This window comes from Reyranella aquatilis, from assembly GCF_020880995.1.
GTDB classification, from domain to species: domain Bacteria; phylum Pseudomonadota; class Alphaproteobacteria; order Reyranellales; family Reyranellaceae; genus Reyranella; species Reyranella aquatilis.
In genome coordinates this window covers 1-23,102 of the sequence record NZ_JAJISD010000013.1, presented here as the reverse complement: position 1 = coordinate 23,102, position 23,102 = coordinate 1, and the positions used below count along the sequence as shown (strand labels likewise).

23 protein-coding genes, 1 tRNA gene, 1 pseudogene and 1 riboswitch are annotated in these 23,102 nt (G+C 64.9%); of the genes and pseudogenes, 19 read left to right on the top strand and 6 right to left on the bottom strand.

The window, feature by feature from the left end:
• Positions 1-768, top strand: coding sequence for an N-acyl homoserine lactonase family protein (locus tag LJ725_RS24355; RefSeq protein WP_230553549.1), 768 nt, complete (start codon positions 1-3; stop codon positions 766-768).
• A gap of 50 nt (positions 769-818) precedes the next feature.
• On the opposite strand, the gene LJ725_RS24350 is transcribed toward LJ725_RS24355, so the two are convergent.
• Positions 819-1,571 carry a VOC family protein gene (locus tag LJ725_RS24350; RefSeq protein WP_230553548.1) on the bottom strand — a complete coding sequence of 251 codons (753 nt, stop codon included), beginning with the start codon at positions 1,569-1,571 and terminating at the stop codon, positions 819-821.
• Between the two features lie 73 nt (positions 1,572-1,644).
• Here LJ725_RS24350 and LJ725_RS24345 point away from each other — a divergent pair, with 73 nt between their 5' ends.
• Positions 1,645-2,271, top strand: a complete 627-nt coding sequence (locus tag LJ725_RS24345) for a glutathione S-transferase family protein (RefSeq protein ID WP_230553547.1) — start codon at positions 1,645-1,647, stop codon at positions 2,269-2,271.
• On the opposite strand, the gene LJ725_RS24340 is transcribed toward LJ725_RS24345, so the two are convergent.
• Entirely contained in the window at positions 2,268-3,320 is a 1,053-nt protein-coding gene (locus LJ725_RS24340) for a CobW family GTP-binding protein (protein WP_230553546.1), read from the bottom strand. The genes LJ725_RS24345 and LJ725_RS24340 overlap by 4 nt on opposite strands.
• A 114-nt stretch (positions 3,321-3,434) precedes the next feature.
• Here LJ725_RS24340 and LJ725_RS24335 point away from each other — a divergent pair, with 114 nt between their 5' ends.
• On the top strand, positions 3,435-4,517 hold the full coding sequence (locus LJ725_RS24335; RefSeq protein WP_230553545.1) for a cyclase family protein: 1,083 nt from the start codon (positions 3,435-3,437) through the stop codon (positions 4,515-4,517).
• Positions 4,518-4,538: 21 nt separating this feature from the next.
• On the opposite strand, the gene LJ725_RS24330 is transcribed toward LJ725_RS24335, so the two are convergent.
• A complete protein-coding gene (locus LJ725_RS24330; RefSeq protein WP_230553544.1) occupies positions 4,539-6,257 on the bottom strand; it encodes a fatty acyl-AMP ligase in 1,719 nt (572 codons plus the stop codon).
• 149 nt (positions 6,258-6,406) lie between these two features.
• A riboswitch (cobalamin riboswitch) is annotated at positions 6,407-6,606 on the bottom strand.
• A 62-nt stretch (positions 6,607-6,668) separates the two neighbouring features.
• On the opposite strand from LJ725_RS24330, the gene LJ725_RS24325 reads away from it, so the two are divergent.
• The 5 genes from LJ725_RS24325 to LJ725_RS24305 all read left to right on the top strand — a co-directional run bounded on the left by LJ725_RS24325 (position 6,669) and on the right by LJ725_RS24305 (position 10,391).
• Positions 6,669-7,958, top strand: coding sequence for a serine hydrolase domain-containing protein (locus LJ725_RS24325; protein ID WP_230553543.1), 1,290 nt, complete (start codon positions 6,669-6,671; stop codon positions 7,956-7,958).
• A gap of 79 nt (positions 7,959-8,037) precedes the next feature.
• Complete coding sequence (locus LJ725_RS24320; protein WP_230553542.1) at positions 8,038-8,706, top strand: DUF2076 domain-containing protein; 669 nt, start codon at positions 8,038-8,040, stop codon at positions 8,704-8,706.
• A gap of 40 nt (positions 8,707-8,746) precedes the next feature.
• The gene (locus LJ725_RS24315; protein ID WP_230553541.1) at positions 8,747-9,373 is read left to right on the top strand and encodes a glutathione S-transferase family protein; all 627 of its coding nucleotides are present in this window, start codon (positions 8,747-8,749) and stop codon (positions 9,371-9,373) included.
• Entirely contained in the window at positions 9,373-9,807 is a 435-nt protein-coding gene (locus LJ725_RS24310; protein WP_230553540.1) for a DUF3574 domain-containing protein, read from the top strand. Before LJ725_RS24315 ends, LJ725_RS24310 begins: the two co-directional genes overlap by 1 nt.
• A 65-nt stretch (positions 9,808-9,872) precedes the next feature.
• Complete coding sequence (locus LJ725_RS24305; RefSeq protein WP_230553539.1) at positions 9,873-10,391, top strand: Dps family protein; 519 nt, start codon at positions 9,873-9,875, stop codon at positions 10,389-10,391.
• 129 nt (positions 10,392-10,520) lie between these two features.
• On the opposite strand, the gene argE is transcribed toward LJ725_RS24305, so the two are convergent.
• On the bottom strand, positions 10,521-11,681 hold the full coding sequence (gene argE / locus LJ725_RS24300) for an acetylornithine deacetylase (RefSeq protein ID WP_230553538.1): 1,161 nt from the start codon (positions 11,679-11,681) through the stop codon (positions 10,521-10,523).
• 148 nt (positions 11,682-11,829) lie between these two features.
• On the opposite strand from argE, the gene LJ725_RS24295 reads away from it, so the two are divergent.
• The 9 genes from LJ725_RS24295 (at position 11,830) to LJ725_RS24255 (ending at position 19,922) form a co-directional block, all read left to right on the top strand.
• Positions 11,830-11,922, top strand: a tRNA-Ser gene (locus LJ725_RS24295).
• 163 nt (positions 11,923-12,085) lie between these two features.
• Positions 12,086-13,291: a tyrosine-type recombinase/integrase gene (locus LJ725_RS24290; protein ID WP_230553537.1), complete on the top strand. Its 1,206-nt coding sequence runs from the start codon at positions 12,086-12,088 to the stop codon at positions 13,289-13,291.
• The gene (locus LJ725_RS24285) at positions 13,284-13,556 is read left to right on the top strand and encodes a hypothetical protein (RefSeq protein ID WP_230553536.1); all 273 of its coding nucleotides are present in this window, start codon (positions 13,284-13,286) and stop codon (positions 13,554-13,556) included. Before LJ725_RS24290 ends, LJ725_RS24285 begins: the two co-directional genes overlap by 8 nt.
• 71 nt (positions 13,557-13,627) lie before the next feature.
• Complete coding sequence (locus tag LJ725_RS24280) at positions 13,628-14,011, top strand: helix-turn-helix domain-containing protein (RefSeq protein WP_230553535.1); 384 nt, start codon at positions 13,628-13,630, stop codon at positions 14,009-14,011.
• The gene (locus tag LJ725_RS24275; protein WP_230553534.1) at positions 14,008-14,625 is read left to right on the top strand and encodes a hypothetical protein; all 618 of its coding nucleotides are present in this window, start codon (positions 14,008-14,010) and stop codon (positions 14,623-14,625) included. Before LJ725_RS24280 ends, LJ725_RS24275 begins: the two co-directional genes overlap by 4 nt.
• Before the next feature lie 38 nt (positions 14,626-14,663).
• A complete protein-coding gene (locus LJ725_RS24270) occupies positions 14,664-14,966 on the top strand; it encodes a hypothetical protein (RefSeq protein WP_230553533.1) in 303 nt (100 codons plus the stop codon).
• Positions 14,963-15,430 carry a hypothetical protein gene (locus tag LJ725_RS24265; protein ID WP_230553532.1) on the top strand — a complete coding sequence of 156 codons (468 nt, stop codon included), beginning with the start codon at positions 14,963-14,965 and terminating at the stop codon, positions 15,428-15,430. The genes LJ725_RS24270 and LJ725_RS24265 overlap by 4 nt, the downstream gene beginning before the upstream one ends.
• Positions 15,431-15,651: 221 nt before the next feature.
• Complete coding sequence (locus LJ725_RS24260; protein WP_230553531.1) at positions 15,652-18,720, top strand: hypothetical protein; 3,069 nt, start codon at positions 15,652-15,654, stop codon at positions 18,718-18,720.
• A gap of 683 nt (positions 18,721-19,403) precedes the next feature.
• Positions 19,404-19,922, top strand: a complete 519-nt coding sequence (locus tag LJ725_RS24255) for a P27 family phage terminase small subunit (protein ID WP_230553530.1) — start codon at positions 19,404-19,406, stop codon at positions 19,920-19,922.
• A 148-nt stretch (positions 19,923-20,070) separates the two neighbouring features.
• Here LJ725_RS24255 and LJ725_RS24250 read toward each other — a convergent pair whose 3' ends face one another.
• The gene (locus tag LJ725_RS24250) at positions 20,071-21,672 is read right to left on the bottom strand and encodes a site-specific DNA-methyltransferase (protein ID WP_230553529.1); all 1,602 of its coding nucleotides are present in this window, start codon (positions 21,670-21,672) and stop codon (positions 20,071-20,073) included.
• A 138-nt stretch (positions 21,673-21,810) separates the two neighbouring features.
• Here LJ725_RS24250 and LJ725_RS24245 point away from each other — a divergent pair, with 138 nt between their 5' ends.
• Entirely contained in the window at positions 21,811-22,269 is a 459-nt protein-coding gene (locus LJ725_RS24245; protein WP_230553528.1) for a thermonuclease family protein, read from the top strand.
• Positions 22,266-22,550, top strand: a complete 285-nt coding sequence (locus LJ725_RS24240) for a hypothetical protein (protein ID WP_230553527.1) — start codon at positions 22,266-22,268, stop codon at positions 22,548-22,550. The genes LJ725_RS24245 and LJ725_RS24240 overlap by 4 nt, the downstream gene beginning before the upstream one ends.
• A gap of 449 nt (positions 22,551-22,999) precedes the next feature.
• Here the strand turns inward: LJ725_RS24240 and LJ725_RS24235 are convergent.
• Positions 23,000-23,102, bottom strand: a pseudogene (locus LJ725_RS24235) (IS5 family transposase); the annotation flags it as partial.

Below are 23,102 nucleotides of genomic sequence, written 5' to 3'. Positions count from 1 at the left end.
ATGACCGTCAGGCTCTACGCCATGACCTGCGGCCGACTGGTCGGCCGCCTCAAGGACATGATCGAGGGCGAGGACGGTCAGGTCGCGCTGCCCATTCCCTCCTACCTGATCGAGCACCCGAAGGGCCGGGCGGTGTTCGACACCGGCATGCACCCGCAATGCCGCACCGACGCGGCCGGCCGCATCGGAGAGCGTGCGGCACGTATCTTCGGCTTCGAGCATTTCGGGGCCGACGACGACGTGCAGTCCCGCCTGGAATCGATCGATCGGGATCCCGGCAAGGTCGACTTCATCGTGAACAGCCACCTGCATTTCGACCATGCCGGCGGCAACGAGCTCGTGCCCAATGCCACCATGGTCGTGCAAAGGCGCGAATGGGAAGCCGCGCAGGATCCGGAGCTGGCCGCCAAGATCGGCTTCTTCCGCGCCGACTTCGATCATGGCCACCCGGTGAAGCAGGTCGACGGCGAGCACGACCTGTTCGGCGACGGCTCGGTGGTCTGCATCCCGACCTACGGCCATACGCCCGGCCACCAGTCGCTGAAGGTGCGGACCGAGGCGGGCGAGATCGTGATCACCGGCGACGCCTGCTACTTCTGCCGGACGCTGCGCGAGCGCCGCCTGCCGCGCTTCGTCTACGACCGCGAGCAGATGCTGGCATCGCTCGACCGGCTGGAAGCCCTGGAGAAGGGCGGCGCCCGGTTGTTCTTCGGCCACGATCCCGACTTCTGGAAGGATGTGCCGCAGGCCCCGGTGCCGGCCTTCTGAAACGAAGGATTTCGGTGGAGCGGGCCAATTGAGTGGCGCGCTCCCGTGACTCAGTTCTGCGGGATGAACTCGATCATGAGGCCGCCGGTCTGCTCCGGCGCGACCAGGACACGATCGCCTTCGGCCAGCGCGAAGGGCACATTGTTGGCGCTGAGCAGCCCCTGCAGCGGGCGGGCCCGCTCGATGGCGACGGCCGCACCGACGACCGCCGGCAGTTCGGTCGGCATCATCATTTCGAGTGCCTTGTATTCGAGCTGAAAGGCCAGCGGCGACCAGATCAGCAACTCGACCGAGCCGGCTTTCACCATGGTGCAACCGTCGAAGATCTCCTCGACGCTGGCGCCCCATGCGGTCTTCAGGGCTTTGGCCGTGTCCTTCGGCGTCTCGGCGATCGCGTGGATCGCCATCATGCCCAGCGCACCGTTCGGATGGACGATCCATTCCGGTTCCATGAACGCGTCGGGAGTCTCATGCTTCACCGGGAACCAGGGCAGGGGGCCGCCACTCTCGCCGACGACGACGCCGGCATCGACCTCGAAGCCGTCCTCGGTCTCCCAGGAGTGAGTGCGCTCCTCGCCGTCCAGTTCCGGGACGTTGAGCGCCAGGGAGATGACAGGCGGGTGCCCCTGGAGCAGCTCGATATAGTTCGGGACGTCGTCGCGGTCGGGCTGGAAGCAGATGCAGCGCGGCTCCACATCGTCGGGCGTCAGGTTGAAGCCCAGACGGCTCAGGCGGGCTGCGATCTCCGCCGGGTCCGAAGCCGTGAGGGAGAGATGGTCGATATCGCGTGCTGAAATTTTCATGCCCGCTCATATAGGCTTACACCCCCCTCGCTCAAGTGCGATGCTGCGGGGTCCCATTTCACTGGAGGAAACGATGTCCAAGATGACGCTGTACGGCATTTGGCTGAGCGGTCCGACCTACAAGGCAGGTCTTGCCCTGTCCCTGATGGGCCAGCCTTTCGCCTACAAGCATGTCGACCTGCGGGCCGGCGCCCACAAGCAGCCGGAGTATCTGGCGATCAACCGCTTCGGCCAGGTGCCGGCGCTGGTCGATGGCGAGCTCAAGCTCTGCCAGTCGGGCTCGATCCTGCTCTACCTCGCCGACAAGTTCGGCAAGATGGGCGGCAAGACCGCCGAGGAGACGGCGCGCGTGCGCGAATGGCTGTTCTGGGAGTTCGATCGCCTCGCCTCGAACATCTACCGTCCGCGGGCCATCAAGCGCGGCTTCATGAAGGCCGACGACAACGTCCATCAGATGTACGTCAACCAGGCGGGGGACGCGCTGAAGGTGCTCGACGGCGCGCTCGCCAAGTCCGACTTCCTGGTCGGCAGCGAAGCGACCATCGCCGACGTCGCCGTCTATGGCGACGTGGCCTATGCCGAGGAAGCGGCGATCGACCTCTCGCCCTATCCCAACGTGAAGGCCTGGATGGGCCGCATCGAGAAGCTGCCGGGCTTCAAGAAGTACGAGGACGTCCTGCCGAAGCAGGACGCTGCCTAGGCTCCCGCAGCCTCTTCCATCTCGACCCAACTCGCCTCGACCGTGGAGCGGTCGAGGTCGCGGGTGATGAAGACCAGCCGCGACCGGCGGTCTTCATCGGGCCAGCGCGCGAGCAGGGTGGGCGGATGGAAGGTCCGGTGCACGCCGTGGATCACCAGCGGCTGACTCTCGCCGGCGACGTCGAGCACGCCTTTCACGCGCAGCAGGCGGTCGCCCCAGGCCGCCCGCACGGCCATGAGCCATTGGTTGAAGCGGTCCCAGTCCAGAGGTTCCTCGAAGGTCAGGCAGAAGGAGCCGATATGGGCGTCGTGGCGGGAGCGGTCGTGAGTGTGGTCATGGCCGTGATGGGCGTGATCGTGCGCTTCGGCATTGAGCCACGCGCGGACGGCGTCGCTCTTGCCGGTGGCGTCGAACGGACCTGAGTCGAACAACAGGGCCGGATCGACTTCGCCCTGGACGATCTCGAAGAGGGCGGCGCCCGGATTGAGCGACGCCAATCGCGACCGCACGCCGGCGCTGGCCGCCACCTCGGCGATGTCTGTCTTGCTGATCAGCAGCCGATCGGCGACGGCGGCCTGCTTCAACGCTTCCGGATGCTCGTCCAGTTGTCGCGCGCCGTTCACCGCATCCACCGTGGTCACGACGCCATCCAGCCTGTAGTCGTGGCTGATCATCGGGTTGTTCAGCAGCAGCTGAAGGATGGGAGCGGGATCGGCGAGCCCGGTCGTTTCCAGCAGCACCCGATCGAACGGAGGCGTCTCTTCCCGCGCACGGCGTCGAGCGATGTCACGCAGCGTCTTGTCGAGATCACCCTGGATCGTGCAGCACACGCAGCCCGATTGGAGGAGCACCATGTCGCCGCCGACCTGCTCCATGAAGAGATGATCCAGCCCGACTTCTCCGAACTCGTTCACGAGAACGAGGCTTCGCGCCATGCGCCGGTCGGCGAGGATGCGGTTGAGAAGCGTGGTCTTGCCGCTGCCGAGGAAGCCGGTGAACAGGGTCACCGGCATGCGCTCGGCCGACTTGTCCCGGTCGAACAGGCTCATCTCATGAAACCTTCAGGAATGCATATGTAACAAAGTAACGAATGTCGCTTCTGCTTGACGCTACAAGCTGAGGATATGACGCTTCTCTCATCAACAAGAAAAGGAGGGGCGTTCATGGACTCGAGATATCTTCAGGACAAGGAAGAGCTCAAGCAACCGCGCCGGGAGATCGACGAAGACCGTCGCTCCTTCCTGACGGCGGGCCTGGTCGGCGGCGCCGTCGCTGCCGGCACGCTGGCGGCCGGCATGGCGCACGCGCAGCAGGTCGCACAGGCGCCCGCGCTGTCGGACAAAGTCTGGTGGCCGCATCCGAAGTGGGGCAAGGACGACCAGGCCGGCGCCTCGAACTACATGACGCCAGCAAAGGTCCTCGACACGGTGAAGCTGATCAAGGACGGCAAAGTCTACCGCATTGGCCGCATCTACGAATCGGCGATGCCAAAGTTCGGCGAGCGCGCCTTCACCCTGCGCATCCCGGGCAGTCCCACCGGCGGTCCGTTCGGCGTCAACAAGCTGATCTACAACGACGAGTATCTGTCCACCGAGATCGGCCAGACCGGAACGCAGTTCGACGGGCTCGCCCATATCGGCATCCAGATGGGCAAGGACGGCGACAAGAGCGAGATGCGCTACTACAACGGCGTCACCGATCAGGAAATGAACAGCGCCTACGGCATGAAGAAGCTCGGCATCGAGAACGTGAAGCCGTTCTTCACGCGCGGCCACCTGTTCGATCTCGAGGCCCTGAAGGGCGCGATGATGGAGGCCGGGCAGGAGATCACCGTCGCCGACCTGAAGGCGGCTCTGCAGAAGCAGAACATGCAGGAGTCCGACATCAAGGAGGGCGATGCAGTGTTCTTCAACACCGGCTGGGGCAAGCTCTGGATGAAGAACAACGACAAGTTCAACGGCGGCGAGCCCGGAATCGGCCTGGAAGCGGCCAAGTGGTTCATCGACAAGGGCATTGCGCTCACCGGCGCCGATACCTGGGGAACCGAGGTCGTGCCCAATCCCAACAAGGACTTGGCGTTCCCGGTCCATGCCGAGCTGATCACCAAGAACGGCATCTTCAACCACGAGAACCTGGATTTCACGGGGCTGATCGCCGACCGCAAGTACCAGTTTGCCTACATCTTCTCGCCGGCGCCGATCCGGGGAGCGACGGGCTCGAACGGCGGGCCGATCGCGGTCACCTGACCGACCGGCGCCGGGCGTGCGTCAGGTCGAGTAGTCGCCGGCGACGAACTTCGACTTGGCGTGCGTGCGGCTGAGCTTGCCCGACGAGGTGCGCGGCAGGCCGGGCTGGCGCTTGATGAGCACGACCCGGCCGTCGACGCCGACCGCATCCTTGACGGCCTGCTTGATGTCTCCGAGCAGCGCTTCCCGCTCGGTCTGTTCCGTCGGATGGGCCTCGACCACGACGACGACCGACTCGGCACCGGCGCCATCGACCGAGAAGGCGCAGGCGTCACCGCGGCGGATCTGGGGCAGCGATTCGACCGCCCATTCGATGTCCTGTGGCCAGATATTGCGGCCGTTGACGATGATGAGGTCCTTGGCACGGCCGGTGATCACCAGTTCGCCCTGGTGCCAGTAGCCCAGGTCGCCGGTATCGAGCCAGCCGTCGCGCAGCACGCGCGCGCTCTCGTCGGGTTTCTGGAAGTAGCCCGGCATCACGCTGGGGCCGCGCACGAACAGGCGGCCGATGCAGCGCTCGCCCAGGATCGCGCCCGCCTTGTCGCGGATTTCCACCGCATGTCCGGGCAGGACCTTGCCGCAGACCACGAAGTCGCGCGTCCGGCCCGACTGCGGATCGACGAAACGGTCGACCTTCATGCCGGTGAACGGTGGTGTGAAGCTCAGTCCCACGCAGACCTCGGCCATGCCGTAGCTCGGCATGAAGGCGCGCTCGTCGAAGCCCGCCGCCTTGAAGGATTCGGCGAAGCGGCGAAGGACCGGAAGCTGGATCATGTCGGCCCCGATGCCCGCAAGCCGCAGGCTCGACAGGTCGAGTTCGGCGAGGGGCGCGGTCTGCGCCCGGCGCGTCAGGAGGTCGTAGCCGAAGCTCGGGCTGTAGGTGATGGTCGCGCGGCGACGCGAGATCAGAGAAAGCCACTGCATCGGCCGCCGGGCGAAGTCGCGCGGCGCCAGGAGGTCGACGGTGCGCTGGGCGCACATGGGCGCCAGGACGAAGCCGATCAGGCCCATGTCGTGATAGAGCGGCAGCCAGCTAACGCCCGAATCGGCGTCGTCCAATCCCTGCGCGGCGATCGATCCGTCGATGTTCGCCATGAGCTGGTCCTGACGGATGTCGACGCCCAGCGGCACGCGGGTGCTGCCAGAAGAGAACTGGATGTAGCAAGCCATGCCGGCACCGAGCGGCCGTAGCTCGACCCTGGGTTCGGGGAGCGCGTTGAACAGCGAGATGGGCCCCGCAACCCGCGCGGATGTGCCTTCGGCGGCGCTCCTCGCGAACTCGGCCAGTTCGTCGGGGGCAAGGATGCCCACGGCCTGGGACGCCTCGATCTGCTTGCGAAGCTGGGAGATGTATTGGGCCTTGGCGCCGAAGCCGACCGGCACCGGGACCGGGACCGGCACGACGCCGGCATACTGGCAGCCGAAGAAGGCAATGCAGAAGCCCGGCCAGGTGTCGGCCACGATGAGCAGCCGTTCACTGGGTGCGAAGCCGGCCCCGATCAGGCGGCGGGCGAAGGACCGGGCTTCCTGGCGGAGCTGCCGGTAGGACAGGGGGGCGAGCAGGCGGCCGCGCGCATCGAAGAAATTGAGCCCCGTCTCGCCACGGGCGGCGTAGTCCAGCGCCTCGCACAGGCTGCCGAAACCGCCGCGCCGGAAGGGCAGGGAGGCATTCTGGGTCGGTGTGGGGGCTACCACCCAGCGGTCGGGGTTCGACTGCAGGGTCGAGGCATAACGTTGCACGCGGACTTCATCTCCTTCGGCCGGGACGGCATCCGAAGCAAGCGCAGGCAGGATTCCACGGATCGACGTCAAGACGATCTCCCAAACGGTTCGCACGAAGCGCGTCACCGCTCGGTTGACCGTCCCGCTGGATCATCCCGTCCATCGGAAGAGCGACGCTATCGCCGGCAGGTCTTCTGGCTCGCGGGTCTCGGCTCCTGCCCGTCTTCCCGGACTTGCGTCCAGTGACATATGGGCTCTCGCTCGCCGCTTACAGCTGCGGGTACAGCTGCCGATTGGCCTTTTGAGGGGCGGCACGGCATTCCCTGTTCGCCTCCGGTTAAGGAGGACCGTCGATAGTCCCTCGTTAGGCTTGCGCAGGACGTCGGTCAATTGCTTTGATGCCGCAAAGACCGGGAGGAGAGTGCAGGTATGTCCGTCATTCGTCTGGCCGCTGCGGCGGCGCTGGGGGTCGCGCTGGCCTTGCCCGCTGTGGCGCAGGGCATTCCGAAGGTTCAATCCCCCGAGGAAGTCGGTTTTCTGTCGACCCGCCTCAAGCGGCTGAGCGACCGGCTGAACGAGGGCGTCAAGAACAACGAACTGCCGGGCGCGGTCGTGCTGATCGCCCGAAACGGCAAGATCGTGATGTTCGAATCCTATGGCTTCCGCGACAAGGAGGCCAAGGTCGCGATGACCAACGATACGATCTTCCGTATCGCCTCGATGACCAAGCCGATCGTGACGCTCGCGGCGATGATGCTCATGGAGGAGGGCAAGCTCACCCTGGCCGACCGGGTATCGACCTACATTCCGGCCTTCGCGGACACCAAGGTCGCGGTGCCGAAGAAGAAGGACGACGGCACGGTCGAGATGGTGCTCGAGCCGCAGTACCGGCCGATGACCGTTCACGACCTGATGCGGCACACGTCGGGCCTCACCTACGGCGCGGCCGGAGCCAATCCGGTGAAGCAGTCCTATCTCGACATGAAGGTCGCGGACCGCAACCAGACCAATGCGGAGATGGCCGACAAGCTGGCTAAGCTGGCGCTGCTCTACCAGCCGGGCACGACCTGGGAGTACTCGATGTCGACCGACGTGCTGGGGCGCGTCGTAGAGGTCGCCTCCGGCATGCCGCTCGACAAGTTCATCGAGGAACGCATCACCAAGCCGCTGAAGATGGGCGACACCGCCTTCGAGGCCAGCGCCGACAAGAAGGCGCGCGGCGCCAAGCCCATGAAGGAGGGGCCGAAGAACGAGCTGCCGGCGATTCCCGACATCACCGAGAAGTTCACCTGGCGCTCCGGCGGCGGCGGCATGGTCTCGACCGCGGCCGACTATGCGCGCTTCCTGCAGATGTTCGCCAACGGCGGCCAGCTCGACGGCGTGCGCCTCGTGTCGCGCAAGACCATCGATCTCATGACGGCCGACGCGCTGCCGCCCGACATCAAGATGGGCGCAGACATGTTCCGCTTCGAGGCGCTGGAGCCCAGCGCCAGGATGGGGCAGGGCTTCGGCCTGGGCTTCGCCGTTCGCAACGTGCAGGGCGTCAACCCGCTGCCCGGTTCCCCCAACGACTACTACTGGGGCGGCGCCTACGGGACTTACTTCTGGCACGATCCGCGCGAGCGCCTGTATGTCGTTTTCATGATGCAGTCGCCGCAGGCACGACTGCGCTATCGCTACCTGATGCGCGACCTCGTCTACCAGGCCATGGTGAACTGACCGTCACCCTTGACGCTCCGCCGACGGGCAACCACGTTGGCGGAGCCTCGACAGTCGGTCGCGGCAGGAGGCTTTTGTCATGCAACAGCAGGAACGCGAGCTGATTTCAGGATTGTTCGACCGGCTGAAGCCGTTCGAGACGCAGCCGCGCGACGCAGAGGCCGATCAGTTCATTCGCGGGCTGGCGGCGCAGCAGCCCGCTTCGGCCTATCTGCTCGTCCAGACCGTGCTCGTCCAGGAGCAGGCGTTGAAGGCCGCGCAGGAGCGCATTGCCGAACTCGAGGCGAAGACGGCTGCCGAGCCGCCGGCCGCGCCGAGTTTCCTTGGCAGCGCACCCCGGCTCGGCCCGTGGGGCGCTGCCGCTGCACCGCGCACCTCCGTGCCCACGACGGCCCCTTCGACGCGTTCGTCGCTGCAGGCCGCGGTCTCGCCGCCGGCGCAGCCGCAGCAGCCGGCGGCGGCCGGCGGCGGCTTCCTGCGGACGGCCATGATGACCGCCGCGGGTGTCGCCGGTGGGGCACTGCTGTTCGAGGGCATTCGAAACCTGATGGGCAGCAACCCGGGGCCATTCGGCCAGCAAGCCGCCATGGGCGGAGCGACCGGATCGACGCCGCCCGAACTGCTGCCGCCCGAATCGCTGCCTTCGCAGCAGCAGGCCTATGCGGACGGCGCTTCAGCGCAGGACGATTACGATACCGCATCGCTGGATGATGGCAGTGGTACTGGAGATGACGACAGCTGGGCGTGATGCGCAGCCGCGATGAGCAATATACGGGGGACGTAAAGAGATGATCGAGCTTCACACCTGGGGCACGCCGAACGGCCGCAAGATTTCCATCATGCTCGAGGAGTGCGGGCTGCCCTACAGCGTGCACAAGGTCGACATCTCCAAGGGCGAGCAGCACAAGCCCGATTTCTTGCGGATCAGCCCCAACAATCGCATTCCCGCCATCGTCGATCCGGACGGTCCGGGCGGCAAGCCGTACAGCCTGTTCGAATCGGGTGCGATCCTGATTTACCTTGCTGACAAGACGAAGAAGTTCCTGCCGGCCGACGGCGCCAAGCGCTACGACGCGATGCAGTGGCTGATGTGGCAGATGGGCGGCTTCGGGCCGATGCTGGGCCAGGCCCATCACTTCCTGCGGGCGGCCCCCACCAAGATCGAGTACGGCATCAAGCGCTACGTCGACGAAGCCAAGCGGCTCTACGGCGTGCTGGACAAGCAGCTTGCGGGCAATGCGTTCGTTGCCGGCGAGGAATACACCATCGCCGACATGTCGATCTTCCCGTGGGCCGCGCGCCACGAATGGCACACGGTCAACCTCGCCGATTTTCCCAACGTGAAGCGCTGGTACGACATCGTGAATGCCCGTCCCGCCGTCACCAAGGGCATGGCGGTTCCGTACCTGAACTGATGACGCGCGGGCAGCGCACTGGGGCGCTCGGGGCGGGCTGTCTGTTCCTGGTTTTGTCGGCGTGCGGTCAGCCGGCAATCCAGCCGGCGACCTCCGCCTGCGTCGCGCCGCTCGTGCCTGCGCTCGAAGTGAACCTGTATTTCGGGCGCGAGAAGCCGGGCGGCGGCGAGGTCAGCGACGCCGAATGGGCGTCGTTCGTTGCAGAAAGCGTTACGCCCCGGTTTCCGGCCGGTCTCACGGTGATCGATGCGCGTGGCCAGCATCGCGATCCGCAGGGACGGATCGGCAGCGAGCGCACCAAGCTGATGGTGATCGTGGTTTTCGATGCGCCTGCCCATCGGGAGAAGGTCGGGGCGATCGTCGAGGGATACCGTGCCCGCTTCGGCCAGCACGGCGTTTTCAGGGTCGAGCAGCCCGTCTGCGCCGGCGGGTAGCGCGGTTCACGGCACGGCCGAAGCGCGATAGATTGCCGCCACAACCCTTCAACAGGAGTCAGCCCATGGCCAAGGATGCCAAGTCACGCAAGACCGCCGCTCTCGCCACACCGACGGATTTGGGCGCCAACGCCACCAGGGATCTAACGGGCGGTTTGAATATCCTCCTGGCGGATGTGGTGGCCCTCTACTGGAAGACCAAGAACTTCCATTGGCACGTCTCGGGCCCCAACTTCCGCGACTATCATCTCCTGCTCGACGAGCAGGCGACGGAGCTCGACGCGATGGTCGACGTGATCGCCGAGCGCGTGCGCAAGCTCGGGGGCACGACCCTGCGTTCGATCGGCCATGTGGCGCGCCTCCAGCGCGTCCTCGACAACGATGCCGACTACGTGACGCCGCTCGACATGTTGGCCGAGCTGCGCGACGACAACCGGCAGCTTTGCGTCCACATGCGCACGCTCCATGAGCTGTGCGACGAGCACAACGACATCGCAAGCGCGAGCCTGATCGAGAACTGGATCGACGAGACCGAGAAGCGCGTCTGGTTCCTGTTCGAGACGACGCGCCGCACCGAAGGTTGACTCGAATCCTTCCCCTTTGCGGAGTCCGCAAAGGGGAAGTGCCCTCGTCTTACGAGGACGATGGGGCCATGACCCCTCCGTCGCATGAGATGCGACACCTCCCCATCCGAATGGGGAGGGCTGCTTCGGCTACTGCCGCTCGGCCCAGCCGATCATCTTGCCGATGAAGGCGTCGCAGGCATCCATCTGCGACTTCGCGACGAATTCGTTGGGCTGGTGGGCCTGCGAGATGTCGCCGGGGCCGCAGATCACGGTCGGGATGCCGTGGCTGCGGAAGATGCCGGCCTCTGTGCCGTAGGGCACGGCATAGGTGCGATTGCCGCCGGTCCATTGCAGCGCGAGCTTGGCGGCTTCCTCGTTCTCCTGCGGCAGCAGGCCCGGCACGAACGAGCGCCGCTTCATCTTGATGTCGGCGTCGGGATGCTTCGCCTTCATCTTGGGCAGTAGCAGCTCGGCGACATAGGCTTCCGCCCGGCGCTGCACTTCCCACGGATCGTCGCCGGGCAGGGTGCGGTAGCCCCAGTTCAACGTGCACTCGCGGGCGAGGATGTTGCCGGCCGTCCCGCCGGTGACGATGCCGACGTTGATCGTTGTATGGCCGGGCACGGTGTCGATGTCGGTGCGCTTGCGGCCGGCCAGCTCTACCTGCAGCTCGTTCAGCCAGTGGATGAAGTCGCCGGCGAAGTGGATGGCGCTGACGCCGAGATGCGTCATCGAGGAGTGGGCTTCGACGCCGGTGAAGGTGGCGATGATGCCGCCCCCGGCATTCTGCGCGTTGACGACGCCCATCATGGTCGGCTCGCCCACGATCACGGCCTGCGGGCGAGGGACGTTGCCGACCAGCTTCTCGGCCAGCGCGTGCGCACCGAGGCAGCCGATCTCCTCGTCGTAGCTGAAGGCGAAATGCATCGGCACCTTGAGCTTTGCCTTCTTGAGCGCCGGCACATGGGCCAGGCAGACGGCAATGAAGCCCTTCATGTCGCAGGTGCCGCGGCCGTAGAGATTGCCGTCGGCCTTTTCGGTGAGGGTCCACGGATCGGTCTCCCAGGGCTGTCCGTCGACCGGCACGACGTCGGTATGGCCGGACAGGACGATGCCGCCCTCGGCCTCGGGACCGATCGAGGCGAACAGGTTGGCCTTGGTGCCTTCCTCGTTGGGGACCAGGGTGCTGCGGATCCCGTGATCGTCCAGATAGGCCTGGATGTACTTGATCAGATCGAGGTTGGAATTGCGCGAGGTCGTGTCGAACGCGACGAGGCGCTGGAGCATGTCGATGGAGGCGGAGGTCATGGACGGACCGTCGCACGCTTCAGGCCAATGCGCCAAGACCCTGTAAATACTTGCGAAATTTCTCCGTCGTTTGACACCCTCGGACGCCGCCGCTAGAACCGCCCGGCATCCGTCGTGGTTTGGGTCGCCGGGGTCTTAACGGGTCCGCGGAGGGGTGGCCGAGTGGCCGAAGGCGGCGGTTTGCTAAACCGTTATAGGGAGATAATCCCTATCGTGGGTTCGAATCCCATCCCCTCCGCCATTACCCTGTTTTCCCTGATCCAACGCCGTCCAGTCCCCGCCGGAAAGGCCCGTAAAACGGCCATTTCTGGTCTAGGAATGTCCGCCACTGTCCATTAGTGTCCAGCCGAGCCCGGTGGACACGCCGGGGGACTGACCGGGGCGAGCCCCGAAAAAGGCGGACAATGGGCAATCTCACATCGGCACAGGTCAACAAGGTGGCGCGCGGCAGCGAGCCCGGCCCGGCAAAGCTATTCGATGGCGAAGGGCTGTTCCTCAAAATCACGGCAGCGCGCACCGCGTCATGGGTATTCAGGTTTGAGCGTAACGGCACGCGCCGCGAAATCGGCCTAGGTAGCCTGTCGGCTATCGGCCTGTCGGACGCGCGCGAAATCGCGAGCGAGCATCGCCGCACCGTCGCCATGGGCGGCGATCCGGTATCGACCCGGCAGGCCGCGACGCAGGCCGCCGCCGATGCGATGACCTTTGACGATGCTGTTACCGAATTCATCGCCGCGCATGAGCCGTCATGGAAGAACCCCAAGCACCGGCAGCAATGGCGCAACACGTTGACCACCTACGCGAGCCCGGTCATTGGCGCGCTGGCGCTCCCCGCCATCACGGCCGACCATGTGGCGAAGATCATCACGCCGCTTTGGTCGTCAAAACCTGAAACGGCTTCACGACTTCGCGGCCGACTGGAACGCGTGCTTGATTGGGCGAAGGCGCGGGGCTTGCGCGACGGCGAGAACCCGGCGCGCTGGCGTGGGCACTTCGCGCTGATGCTCCCGCCGAAGCGCACCGTTCACAGGGTAGAGCATCACGCGGCCGTCCCTGTGGCCGATATGCCGGCAGTCTATGCCGGCTTGTGCGACAGCGAGGGCACGGCCGCGCTGGCTCTGCGGTTCAACATTCTATGCGCCGGCCGGCCGGGCGAGACGACCGGCGCGACGTGGTCCGAAATCGACATGGCCGCGAAGGTGTGGACCATCCCGCGCGAGCGAATGAAGCGCGACCGCGAGCATAGGGTGCCGCTATCGGACGAAGCCATCGCAGTCCTGAAACAAGCCGAGGCGCGGCAGCGTAGCGAATACGTCTTCCCCGGCGGAAAGCGCACGCGCGGCAAGGAAACCAGCCTATCGCTTGCCAGTCTGTCCAAGGCGCTGCGGCAGGCCGGGGGAGGCGAGGCCACCCCGCACGGCACCAGCCGGTCATCCTTTGACGATTGGGCGACCGAGCGCGGCTATACCCCGGCGCTGATAGATCGCGCGTTGGCGCACGTCGAGAAGTCCGCCACCGTCGCGGCGTACCGCCGAACCGACTTGCTCGAACAGCGCCGGCCGATGATGACCGCATGGGCCGCGTACCTGACGGAACGCGACCATGGCTAAGAGGGGCCGCCCCAAGGGCGCACGGTCCGCGCTGACGCTGGCCGAACGCTTCGCGGCCGTGGCGAACGGCGGCGACCCTCACGCCGACCGGGCGCTAACGGCCACCGAACTGGCCGCGCTGGTGCCAGCCGATGCGCGCCCGGCGGGCGTGAGCGTGCGCAAGCACCTGTTGGCCGTGGCCGCGCCCGCAAAGCACAAGGGCGATGAATTCGAACGCCTGCGGAAGCTGCGGCAGCGCCGGGGATACGAATTCGACGCGGACTGAATTTAATGTCCCCACCTTTTTGAAAAACATCTGATAGATGGTCTGTCGGCTCGCGAATGGAGGGGCCGACGATGACCCGACCGACTACCGAACGACTGGACGTGTTCACGTCCCGCGCCGCTGACGCGGCCATTGCGGCCGTGCTGGATCAGAACCGCCGGCTTTCAGCGGTACACGCCGAACTGATCGCCACGCTTCGCGACGAACACCGGGCGGACCTTGTGTCGCCCTTGCTCCCCATCGACAAGGCGCACAGCTACCTTCGAATTTCTCGCGCGAAACTTTACGAACTGATCGAAGCCGGCACGCTGGCGCGGACCAAGATCGGCGGCCGGGCGTTCATCCTGCGAACGGACCTCGATGCGCTCATTGCAGCCGGGCGCGAGACGCCACGGCAGGCAGCGGCAGCGGCAGCGGCAGCGGCACCGCGCACGCGCGCAAGGCGGGCGGCGTGAGCCTGCAAGCCGGCACGCTTCACATGCCCGCCCCGGCCTTCGTGAAGCCCCTTACGGCCCCTGTGGTGGTCTTCATGGAAGACCCGGCCGCGCCTGTCGCGATCATGCTGAACGCGTGGCGCAAATGGCTTCCCGCTGCCATCGCGGATGGAACTGCCATGGCGCATTTCAGGAAATACCAAACGCGCATCGCCGGGCTGAGTTTGAAGCGGATCAAGCGCACGACTGCCCGGTGTGTAGCGTTGCCGCCGTCGCTGCCCGCGCTGGCGGCCGGCTGGCCGCCCGATGAAAAGGTCCGCATGGCCGTGTTGGCGCTGCCATGGACCACGGACACCGATGCGATCACGCGCGAGGCGGCGGCATTCATCGGCGCGGTGGTCAATGCCGCCGGGCGTGAAGGGCAGGCCGCGCCACACCCGGCCGTATCGTTCAAGTATCGGGCATTCGCCATCGTCGTGCCGACCCGGCCCGCCGACTGTCCGGCCGTGATCGTGCCGACCCATCCCGGCCGCGCGGTGTTCATCATCGCGCTGGACGAACTCACGACCGAATTGCCGCGAGCGCGCGCGCTTCAAAAGGCGTTGGCGAAGCCGGCAAGCACGGTGCGGTCGTGAACCCCGGCGGCAAAGGCGTGGCCGCCGTGAACGCGGCCATGCGTGACGCCAAGCCGGGGCGATACGTGATTGACGAACACAACGCGGCAATCGACCTGTTCAACGAAACGCTGGGCGACCTTGTGGCCGGCTGCGTTGCGGCCGGTTGCCCGCCACAGGACGTGGCGACGATCCTTCACCGCTTCGGCCGAATGATGGCCGATGAACACGCGCGCCGGCAGCACGCCGAAGCGATGGCGAAGCAAGACGCCGCACGGCGTGCCGTGCTCCTGACGCCGACGCCGGCCGAAGACCTCGCGCCGCCACGGCGGCGACGGCGGTACAATGGCGGCCAGTCGTGAACCGGCACGAACGGCGGAAGGCCGCAGCGATGCGCGCACGAAAGGCCGCCGTGGTCGAAGACCTCGACGCGGATCAACTGCGCACCGCAAACAAGATCGCGGCCGGGCGGCGGGTGTACCTGTTGCGACAGCCCACAGCCGATATTTTGCAGTCGCAAGACCCGAACGATCGGCTGGTGGCCGCCATGCTATTCGACAGGTTCACCAAAGGCCCGGCGCTGCGCTGCCTTGTCTGTCAGACGCCTATCATAGCGGGCGGCGAAGCCCTGCCCGTCATCGCCCTTCGGCTCCTCGATATCAGTAACGGCCGGCAACAGATTATCCAGATCGCCTGTCAACGATGCCAAAGCGATCCTGCCGTTATGGAAATCGCCATGGATGCCGCCCGCTTGGCCTTCCCTGAATTCCATTGGGACGGGGCGAACGCGCAACACATTTCCGAGCCGCCGTCTACGTTGCAGTAGCGCGGTTGTAGTTTCAGGAATTCTACTACCGCCGCCGCGCCTTGGTAGGGCACGGCAACTAGGCGAAGACCGCACGGCCGGAACCGGGGAACAGGAAAGAGGAAAAAGGAAAGAGGGCCGCCGGGTCGCGCGCAATCCCGCACGCGACCCGGTCTTAACACCCTAGCGCGTTCGCGCGTCTCTCTGAGCAAGGGGGCACGCGAACGCAGAGAGACTTTACCATGAGTGTTCCACAAATCGAAGCACCCGCCACCCCGGCCGATCAACTCGACGTGGTGACTGTCATTCGTTCGACCAGCCCGGCGACGGTGGGCAAGCAATACCAATTGGTCAACGGCGAAGTCGTCAAACATCAGGTCGCGAACATAACGGCGGGCGTGGCTTATTCCCATATGGCCGACACCGCCGCCGCGCTGGCGAAAATCCTGCGATGGGTTTCGCAGAAAACCGACCGCGCCATTTGCCCGGCGAAGTGGCACGGCGATACGGGCGCCAGCGAAGGCCGGCCGTTCGATATCGTGACCGAGGGAGAACTTGCGCGCATCACCGGCCACCATGTCGGCTCGCCGGAACTGGCCGGCATCCTGAACAGGGCAGGCCGCCGCCGTGTCGCTGCAAGGCTTCGGCGCGGCCTCGATCCATCGGTGTGGCTTCTGCTCGACCTTGACGATGCCCCCGGCATTCCGGACGAATGGCGCGCGATGACGATGGCGGAACGCATCGCGTTTCTGGCCGCCATCATTCCCGGCCTCGATACCTGCGAGCGTGTGGAACTTCGCGGTTCATCGGCCCGCGTGATCGCGCCCGGTAAACAGCCGGGCGGGGCGTCACATGCTTATGTCCGCGTGAGCGATCCGCACATGATCGCGACGCTTAAAGCGTTCGTGTCCATCGCGATGGTGACGCACGGCCTGTCCTTCCCCTCGCCGCGTTTCTCGCGCACCGACGGTTCGGTCATCGGCCATGCGCATCGCACGGTATTCGATCTGGCCCCGTGGGGGGCCGGGCGCTTGATCTTCTGCGCACGGCCGACGCTGTCGGATGGCATGATCGCGGCCGGCTGGACGGTGGCCGATGCGGACGTGCGCATCGTGAACGAAGGCGGCGGTGTGCTGGACCTGTCCGGCTTCACGATGCCGACACCTGAAATGCTCGACACGTTTCAGGAAATGACAGGGGAGCGGATCAGCTACGCCAACGAAGGCGGGAGCATCGCGACCCGTTCGGCCGGACTGCTCACACTCGCCACCGAAATCGAAAGCCGGGGCGTGGTGCAGACGTTCGGCGCATGGCTGGCCGGGATGCGCGACGGCGAGACGATGCGTTGTGAGGCGTGTTTCAGGTATTCGGTTTCCGAAGCGGCTTTCATCCGCCGTACTGGACCCGAAGCCGGATACCTTCACGACGTAGGGACCAGCACGACCTACACGTTGGATGTTGAAGCCTTGCGCGCCGAAGCGGTGGCCGACCTTAGCGAACGGCTGCACGAAGTCCTGTCGCCCGAAACCGTCGCGGCAGCGGTCGCCGAAAGCCGGGCCGACCACGCGGCGGACGCGGTCACGACCGAAGCGTCAGCGATGCGGGCGCAAGGCGAACGGGCGCAAGTCGTCTACGCAACGGGCGTTGAACATCTGCTAGTGCAGCGAGTGCTTGAGGAACTGCCCCGGCTTAATCCGCCGATGTTCCGACATGCCGGCGGGCTGGTGTACGTCAGCAAGTCGCGTGAAGTCCGCATGTTCGACAACGAAGGCCGGCCGACGCTGCTAAAGACAACGGCCATGGAACGGGTCCGGCCGCTGTTGCTGGGAACCGAACTCGCGAAGAACCTCGATTTCGTGAAGCTGAAGCCGGGGGCGATGCCCCGGCGCACACTCGACAACCCCAACCCGGTGCGCGGGGCGCCGGTCGTCACTTCAATCGACGTGCCGCGCGTGATCGTGAGCAAGGTCATGGAAACGACCATGGAAACGGTCCCCACCATTTCAGGAATTATATCAACTCCGACCATGCGTCCGGATGGATCGTTGCTGACTGCCAATGGCTTCGACAACGACACGGGGTTTTGGCTGGATCATGATTTGGTCCTGTCGGTTCCTGAAACGCCGACGAAGGCGGACGCGTTGGCGGCGCTTGAAGTCCTTCGCGAATTGCTCGCCGGCTTTCCCATGGATGACATGTCGGCAACGGTCGCGCTGGCTCACATGATGGGCGCGGTACTGCGGCCGGCCTTCCCCTCGATGCCGGGCTTGATGATCGAAGCCCCGGCGGCGGGGGCGGGCAAATCGCACCTCACGAAGACGATTGGTTTCCTCGCGCATGGTGTATTGCCGGCCGTGTCCAACTGGCCGAAGGGTGAAGAATTCGCGAAACATCTTCACGCCATGTTGGTCGCTGGCGTTCCGTTCATCGCATACGACAACGCGAACGGGGTTGATATCACGGGCGACCTGATTTGCTCGATGCTGACCGAACCGCAAGTGAAAGTCCGCATCCTAGGCGAGACGCGAGAGATTACAGCACCGACAACGGGCGTTGTGCTGACGATCAACGGGAACCATCCGCGCATCAAGGAAGACGCAACGCAGCGGTTCCTTACCCTCTACATAAATCCGGGAATGGCGAACCCTCGCGAGCGGGTGTTTGATACGCCTGACCCTCTCGACCTGTTGCGACAGGATCGTGGTCGGTTCGTGTCGGCCGTGTTGACCATCGCGAGGGCGTACCGCGCGGCCGACGCGCCGGGTGCGCTGTCTTACGGTTCGTTCGAAGCGTGGTCCCGGCTGGTGCGGTCGGCGCTTGTTTGGCTGGGCTGTCCCGACGTGCTGGAGACAACGCGCGCGGCCATCGCCGAAGACCCCGAATTGCATAAGCTGGTGAGCGTCGTCGGCATCGTCGTGGCCGCCATGGGGACGGCCGCCATGGGGACGGCCGCCATGGGGACGGATGGCATGGTGACGGATGGCATGTGGACGGTCAAAAAACTGATCGCAGACATTCAGGCGGGCGACGCGATGCGGCTTCAAACCCTTGGCGGACTGGTGGGGGCTGGCGGTGAACGGGGCGTACTGCCCGGCGCGGACGCCATCGCCGGCAGGGTGGGGCACTACCTCCGCACCGTGCGGGACCGTGCTGTGACAGTGGACCACGACGGCAGGCGGTTGGAAGTGAAGCTGTCACATGCCGGGGAGCGCGGGCGTGACGGGCGCGTAAAGCCGGACCGCAACGGGGTCATGCGCTGGGCCGTGGTCAAGGTCCGCGACCTTGGCCCTAGCACGCCGGGGGAGGGCTAGGGCAAAGGGTGCGGGGGATGCTGGGTATGCGGGGCATGGTTTCCATCATGCTGATATTTAGAAAACGAACTCGTTTTACTTCACCTGACAACAGTTGAAATCATACCCCGCATACCCAGCATCCCCCGCACCCGGCAGACCAAGGCGACAGGCAATTACCCCCTAGGGGGAGGGTAAATTCTTCTCATGAATTAGCATCAGCCGAGCAACAAGCCTTTTTCCCTGCCCCGTGTAACCGCAAACCCCTGCAAATAGTCACCCCAGCCCCCGGCAAGAGAGGCCGCCAGATGAACCGACGCCAGCGCGACAGGCTCCACAGGGCAAGGGCCGCCCAAAGCCCACAGGCGGCCGAAATTCCGGCCCCGCCTACGGCTTTAGAGGCCGGGGCGACTGGCACCGGACCGGCCCCCGACCGGCAGGCCACCCCGGCCGCCGATCCGGCCGCGATGGGCGACCGCCCGGCGACCGGGGGCCGCCGCCGTCGCCGGCATGGCGCGAGCCCGGCAGGCCAGCCCGAGCCGGTCGCAAGCCCGGCGGCAGCACCCGGCGAGCCCCCGGCCAGCGCCCCGGCAGCGGTGCCCCCGGCAGGCCGTGGCGAGCCCGCCACGGCAGCACCGGCCGCCGCCCCGGCACCCGACGCCCCGGCCGACCGGGAAGCCGCCCTAGAGGCCGATTTCGCGGCCTTGCTGGCCCTGCGACCGGCGGGCGGCTGGTCGGCTATCGAGCGCCGGCAGGTGCGCGCGTTGGCTGAACGAATGGCCGAACTGCGGGCGATCAATCGGACGATTGAGGCCGAAGGGTTGATGGTGCCCGGTCGCGGCGGCAGGCTGGCCGCGCACCCGCTGATATCGGTTCGCAAGGCGACCGAACTCGCGATCAAGCGGGCGCGCACCGATCTGGGCTTGAATATCAGTGTCGGTGAAAGCCGCCGGCAGGGCCGCGCCCAAGCTGCGGCCGGCGATGAATTCGGCATCATGTCCGATGGCTCGATATCTGCCGTGCTGGCGTTCGCGATGGACCCCGATTGCCTGCTAGCCCGGCCCGACGGCCACACCTTCGAAGGCGAGGAACTTTTGCACGCCCGGCTCTGCGAGGCTGGCGAACTGGACACCGACGGCGACCCTATCGAGGGCGGCAGGGTGTACGCGGCAGCAAACCGCGCGGCACCGATGCGGCAGAGCCCGGCGACCGGGACACGCTGACAGGGTCGCAATCCTGAAACGAACTCGCGGACCACTAATCGCGGGTCGCCACGTTTCAGGACAGCGCGAGGCCGCCTAATGCCTCGCTGCGTGTACCCACGCACGCCAAACGATCACGAACGAAGCATTAGACCCCGTCGGCGCCGGCCTAGAGAAGCTGCGTTTGCTTCTTCGCACTAGTGTCCTCTTTGCTCACTTGCTTTAGACCGCCCCCCGCTTCCTGCGGCGGTAGCTTGAGGCTCTTGCCGGCGAGCAATTCATCGACCGTCACGATTTGGATTTTCTGAAACTTGCCCCAAGCACAATCGAAGGTCCCCGCCTTGGCCGCTTCGGCTTTCATCGGGCCGGTAGGATCGCGAAGCGTAATGAGAATACCGACCGGCGCTTTCTCTCGTTGGACGACACCTACTAAATCACGAACGTCTTTGACGCTGGGATGATCGCCACCCTTTACCGATACGATGCCGGCTTCGGTCTGCTTTCCATCGGGCTTGCAGTAGTAGTAGCCATCAATTCCGGTGTCGGCGCCCTTCTTCTTGCCGCCATAAGGGACAGCATTGACGAGCGTCACGGCCCACCATTGGAATTGATACTTGTCGCGCGTCGCCAGATCGACGGCAGCTTCAAAGTCCTTCGGCGTTCCTTCAACGGTGAATTGAATTCCAGGAAACGCGGCCTTCAATCGGTTTTCGATCAAGCCGATAGCAAGGTGCGTTACATCAATTCCAATCCATTGCCGGTCGAGTTTCTGTGCCGCATGAATTGTCGTGCCGCACCCGCAGAAAGGATCAAGCACGACATCGCCGGGATTTGAAGATGCTTCCACAATGCGCTCTAGCAAAGCGAGCGGCTTTTGTGTTGGGTAGCCAAGGCGCTCTTTCGTAGTGGGGGACATGTTTATGTCCGTCCATATATCTTGAACCGCCGCGCCTTCTTGGTCGTCGAGGTATTCCTTGAAACCGTCTTTCCGTGGGCGGCCGTCTTTCTGCAACAGGATCAATCCCTCTGAGTAGAGGCGCTCTAATTCCTCAGTAGAGAAACGCCATTGACGGTTGTCACCCGGATGAGTGCCGCGCCACTCGACCGTGCGAGTTTCGGAGAAGTGTGGCGCGGTAAGTTGTTCCGCTTTGAATTTGCCCTTCTCATCTTCGTATTTGTAGCGGGACAGTTGCTCGGGAGAGTACGCGCCATGCACGACGTTGAAAGTTTTGGTCGCGGTCTTTGAGTAGAGCAAGATGCGGTCAGCGATCCGGCCGTAACGCTTCGGATCGTTGTGTGCTGTTGTCCGCTTCCAAGTAATTTCGTTCAAGAACCGCTCGGGACCGAATATCGCGTCAAGCACCAGTTTCAGGTAGTGGCTGGCGGTAGGGTCGCAATGAAGATAAAGCGACCCTGTCGGCTTTAGGACGCGGTGAAGTTCGATCAATCGAACGGCCATCATGGCGATGTAGGCCATGATGGCGCTGTCACCGAGAAACTTGCGCATCGCTGTCAGGAGGTTCGCCGCGTCCGCGTTGCCAGACTTGATTACATCTTCAAACGCCGCTTCGGCGTTTTCACCCCATTCCCATGTATCTTCGAACGCCTCGATTTGTGCTTGCGAGCCCTTGCCCGAATGCGCCTTGAACAACACGTTGTACGAGGCATTGGAATTGAAAGGCGGGTCTAGGTAGACGAGGTCCACCGTCTCATCCTTGATCGCGTCTCGCAGCACTTTGAGATTATCACCGTAGTACAGCGTGTTCGGCATTCTGTTTCTGTCTCCTTGAAACAGAATACTTGAAACAGCCGGCGCCTTCTATCGCGCTCCGCATTGCCGCGAGACTTACCAGTACGAACCGACGCACATTGCCCGGCTGGCTCCGCGCCCTGTAGAGAGTTTCAGAAAATGAATAGAACCCTCTCGACCTTAGCCGCGCTGTTGGTCGCCACGTCGGCGCATGGGCAGGCGATCAACGGCCCGGCCCGCGTGGTGGACGGCGACACGCTCAACGTCGGCGGCGTCACCGTTCGCCTGTTCGGTATCGACGCGCCGGAAGCCGGCCAGACGTGCGGCGACTGGCTCCCCGGCCCGAAGGCCGCCGCCGCGCTGTCGGCTTTCATCGCGGACCGCAATGTCGCGTGCGAGGCGCGCACGGTGGACCGTTACGGCCGCACCGTCGCGACCTGCACGGCCGGCGACGGCGATCTAGGCGCGCGCATGGTGGCCGCCGGTTGGGCTTGGGCGTTCACGCGCTATAGCCGCGACTACGAACGGCAGGAAGCGGCGGCACGGGCCGCAGGGCTTGGCGTTCACGGCAAAGGGTGCGAGACGCCTTGGACGTGGCGGGCGAAGGGGCGGCAATGATGCGCGATATCCTGAAACCGATTTCGGCCGCGCTGGTGCTGGCCGGCTGTTCGGCCCCCGAACCGTCCGCAATCGCCGAAGCGGATTGCGAGCGCGACCGCGTAGTCGCCTTGCGCGCGCTGGACGAAGCCGACCGCGCGGCGGGTCGCATCAAATCCGAACGCGCCGGCATCGCCATGGCACAGGCTCGCGCGATCCTCGTTCGCCGGTTGGCGGCGGCGGACTACGCGTGCGCGGTGCCCTTGGGGATTGTTCGTCGGCCCGTCGGAAGCGGGGACTAGACGGGGGACCGGAAAGCGCGCCCGGCCAGCAAAGGCCCGGTTTATATGGCTTTTGCCGATGTGGCGCGCTTCCATCCCCTCCGCCATTACCTTGAAGCCCAGTAAAATGGGCGCTCTGGGCGTGTCTCCTCGCAGGAGTTCCACACAGCGTAAAATCCGTCAGAGTTCGTGCAGCTTGCCGGTTCCGGGGGCGAGCGCTGTGGATGAGCCAAGAAGGGTCGTGCGGGTGTTTCGCGGCTCGCCGGGAGACCGTGAGGACGAACGCCGGGCAGCCGAGGGCGTTGTTGACGGGATTAACGACATTCCTGCAAATCCCCTCGGCCATCATGTCGAGCTTGTCAGATGGGAAACCGTTGTTGCTGCCTTCGGCAGGCCGCAGGGGCTCATGAACCCAGAGCTTGAACGCTGTGGATCGTTCACTGGCATGCTCTAGGCTGTGGTGACAATTTCTATTTGAGCCAGAGCATGATGCTGGCGAGCTTTACGAAGCCGAGGAAGTTTGCCGCCAGCTTGTCGTAGCGAGTTGCAATGCGTCGCCATTGCTTCAGTCTG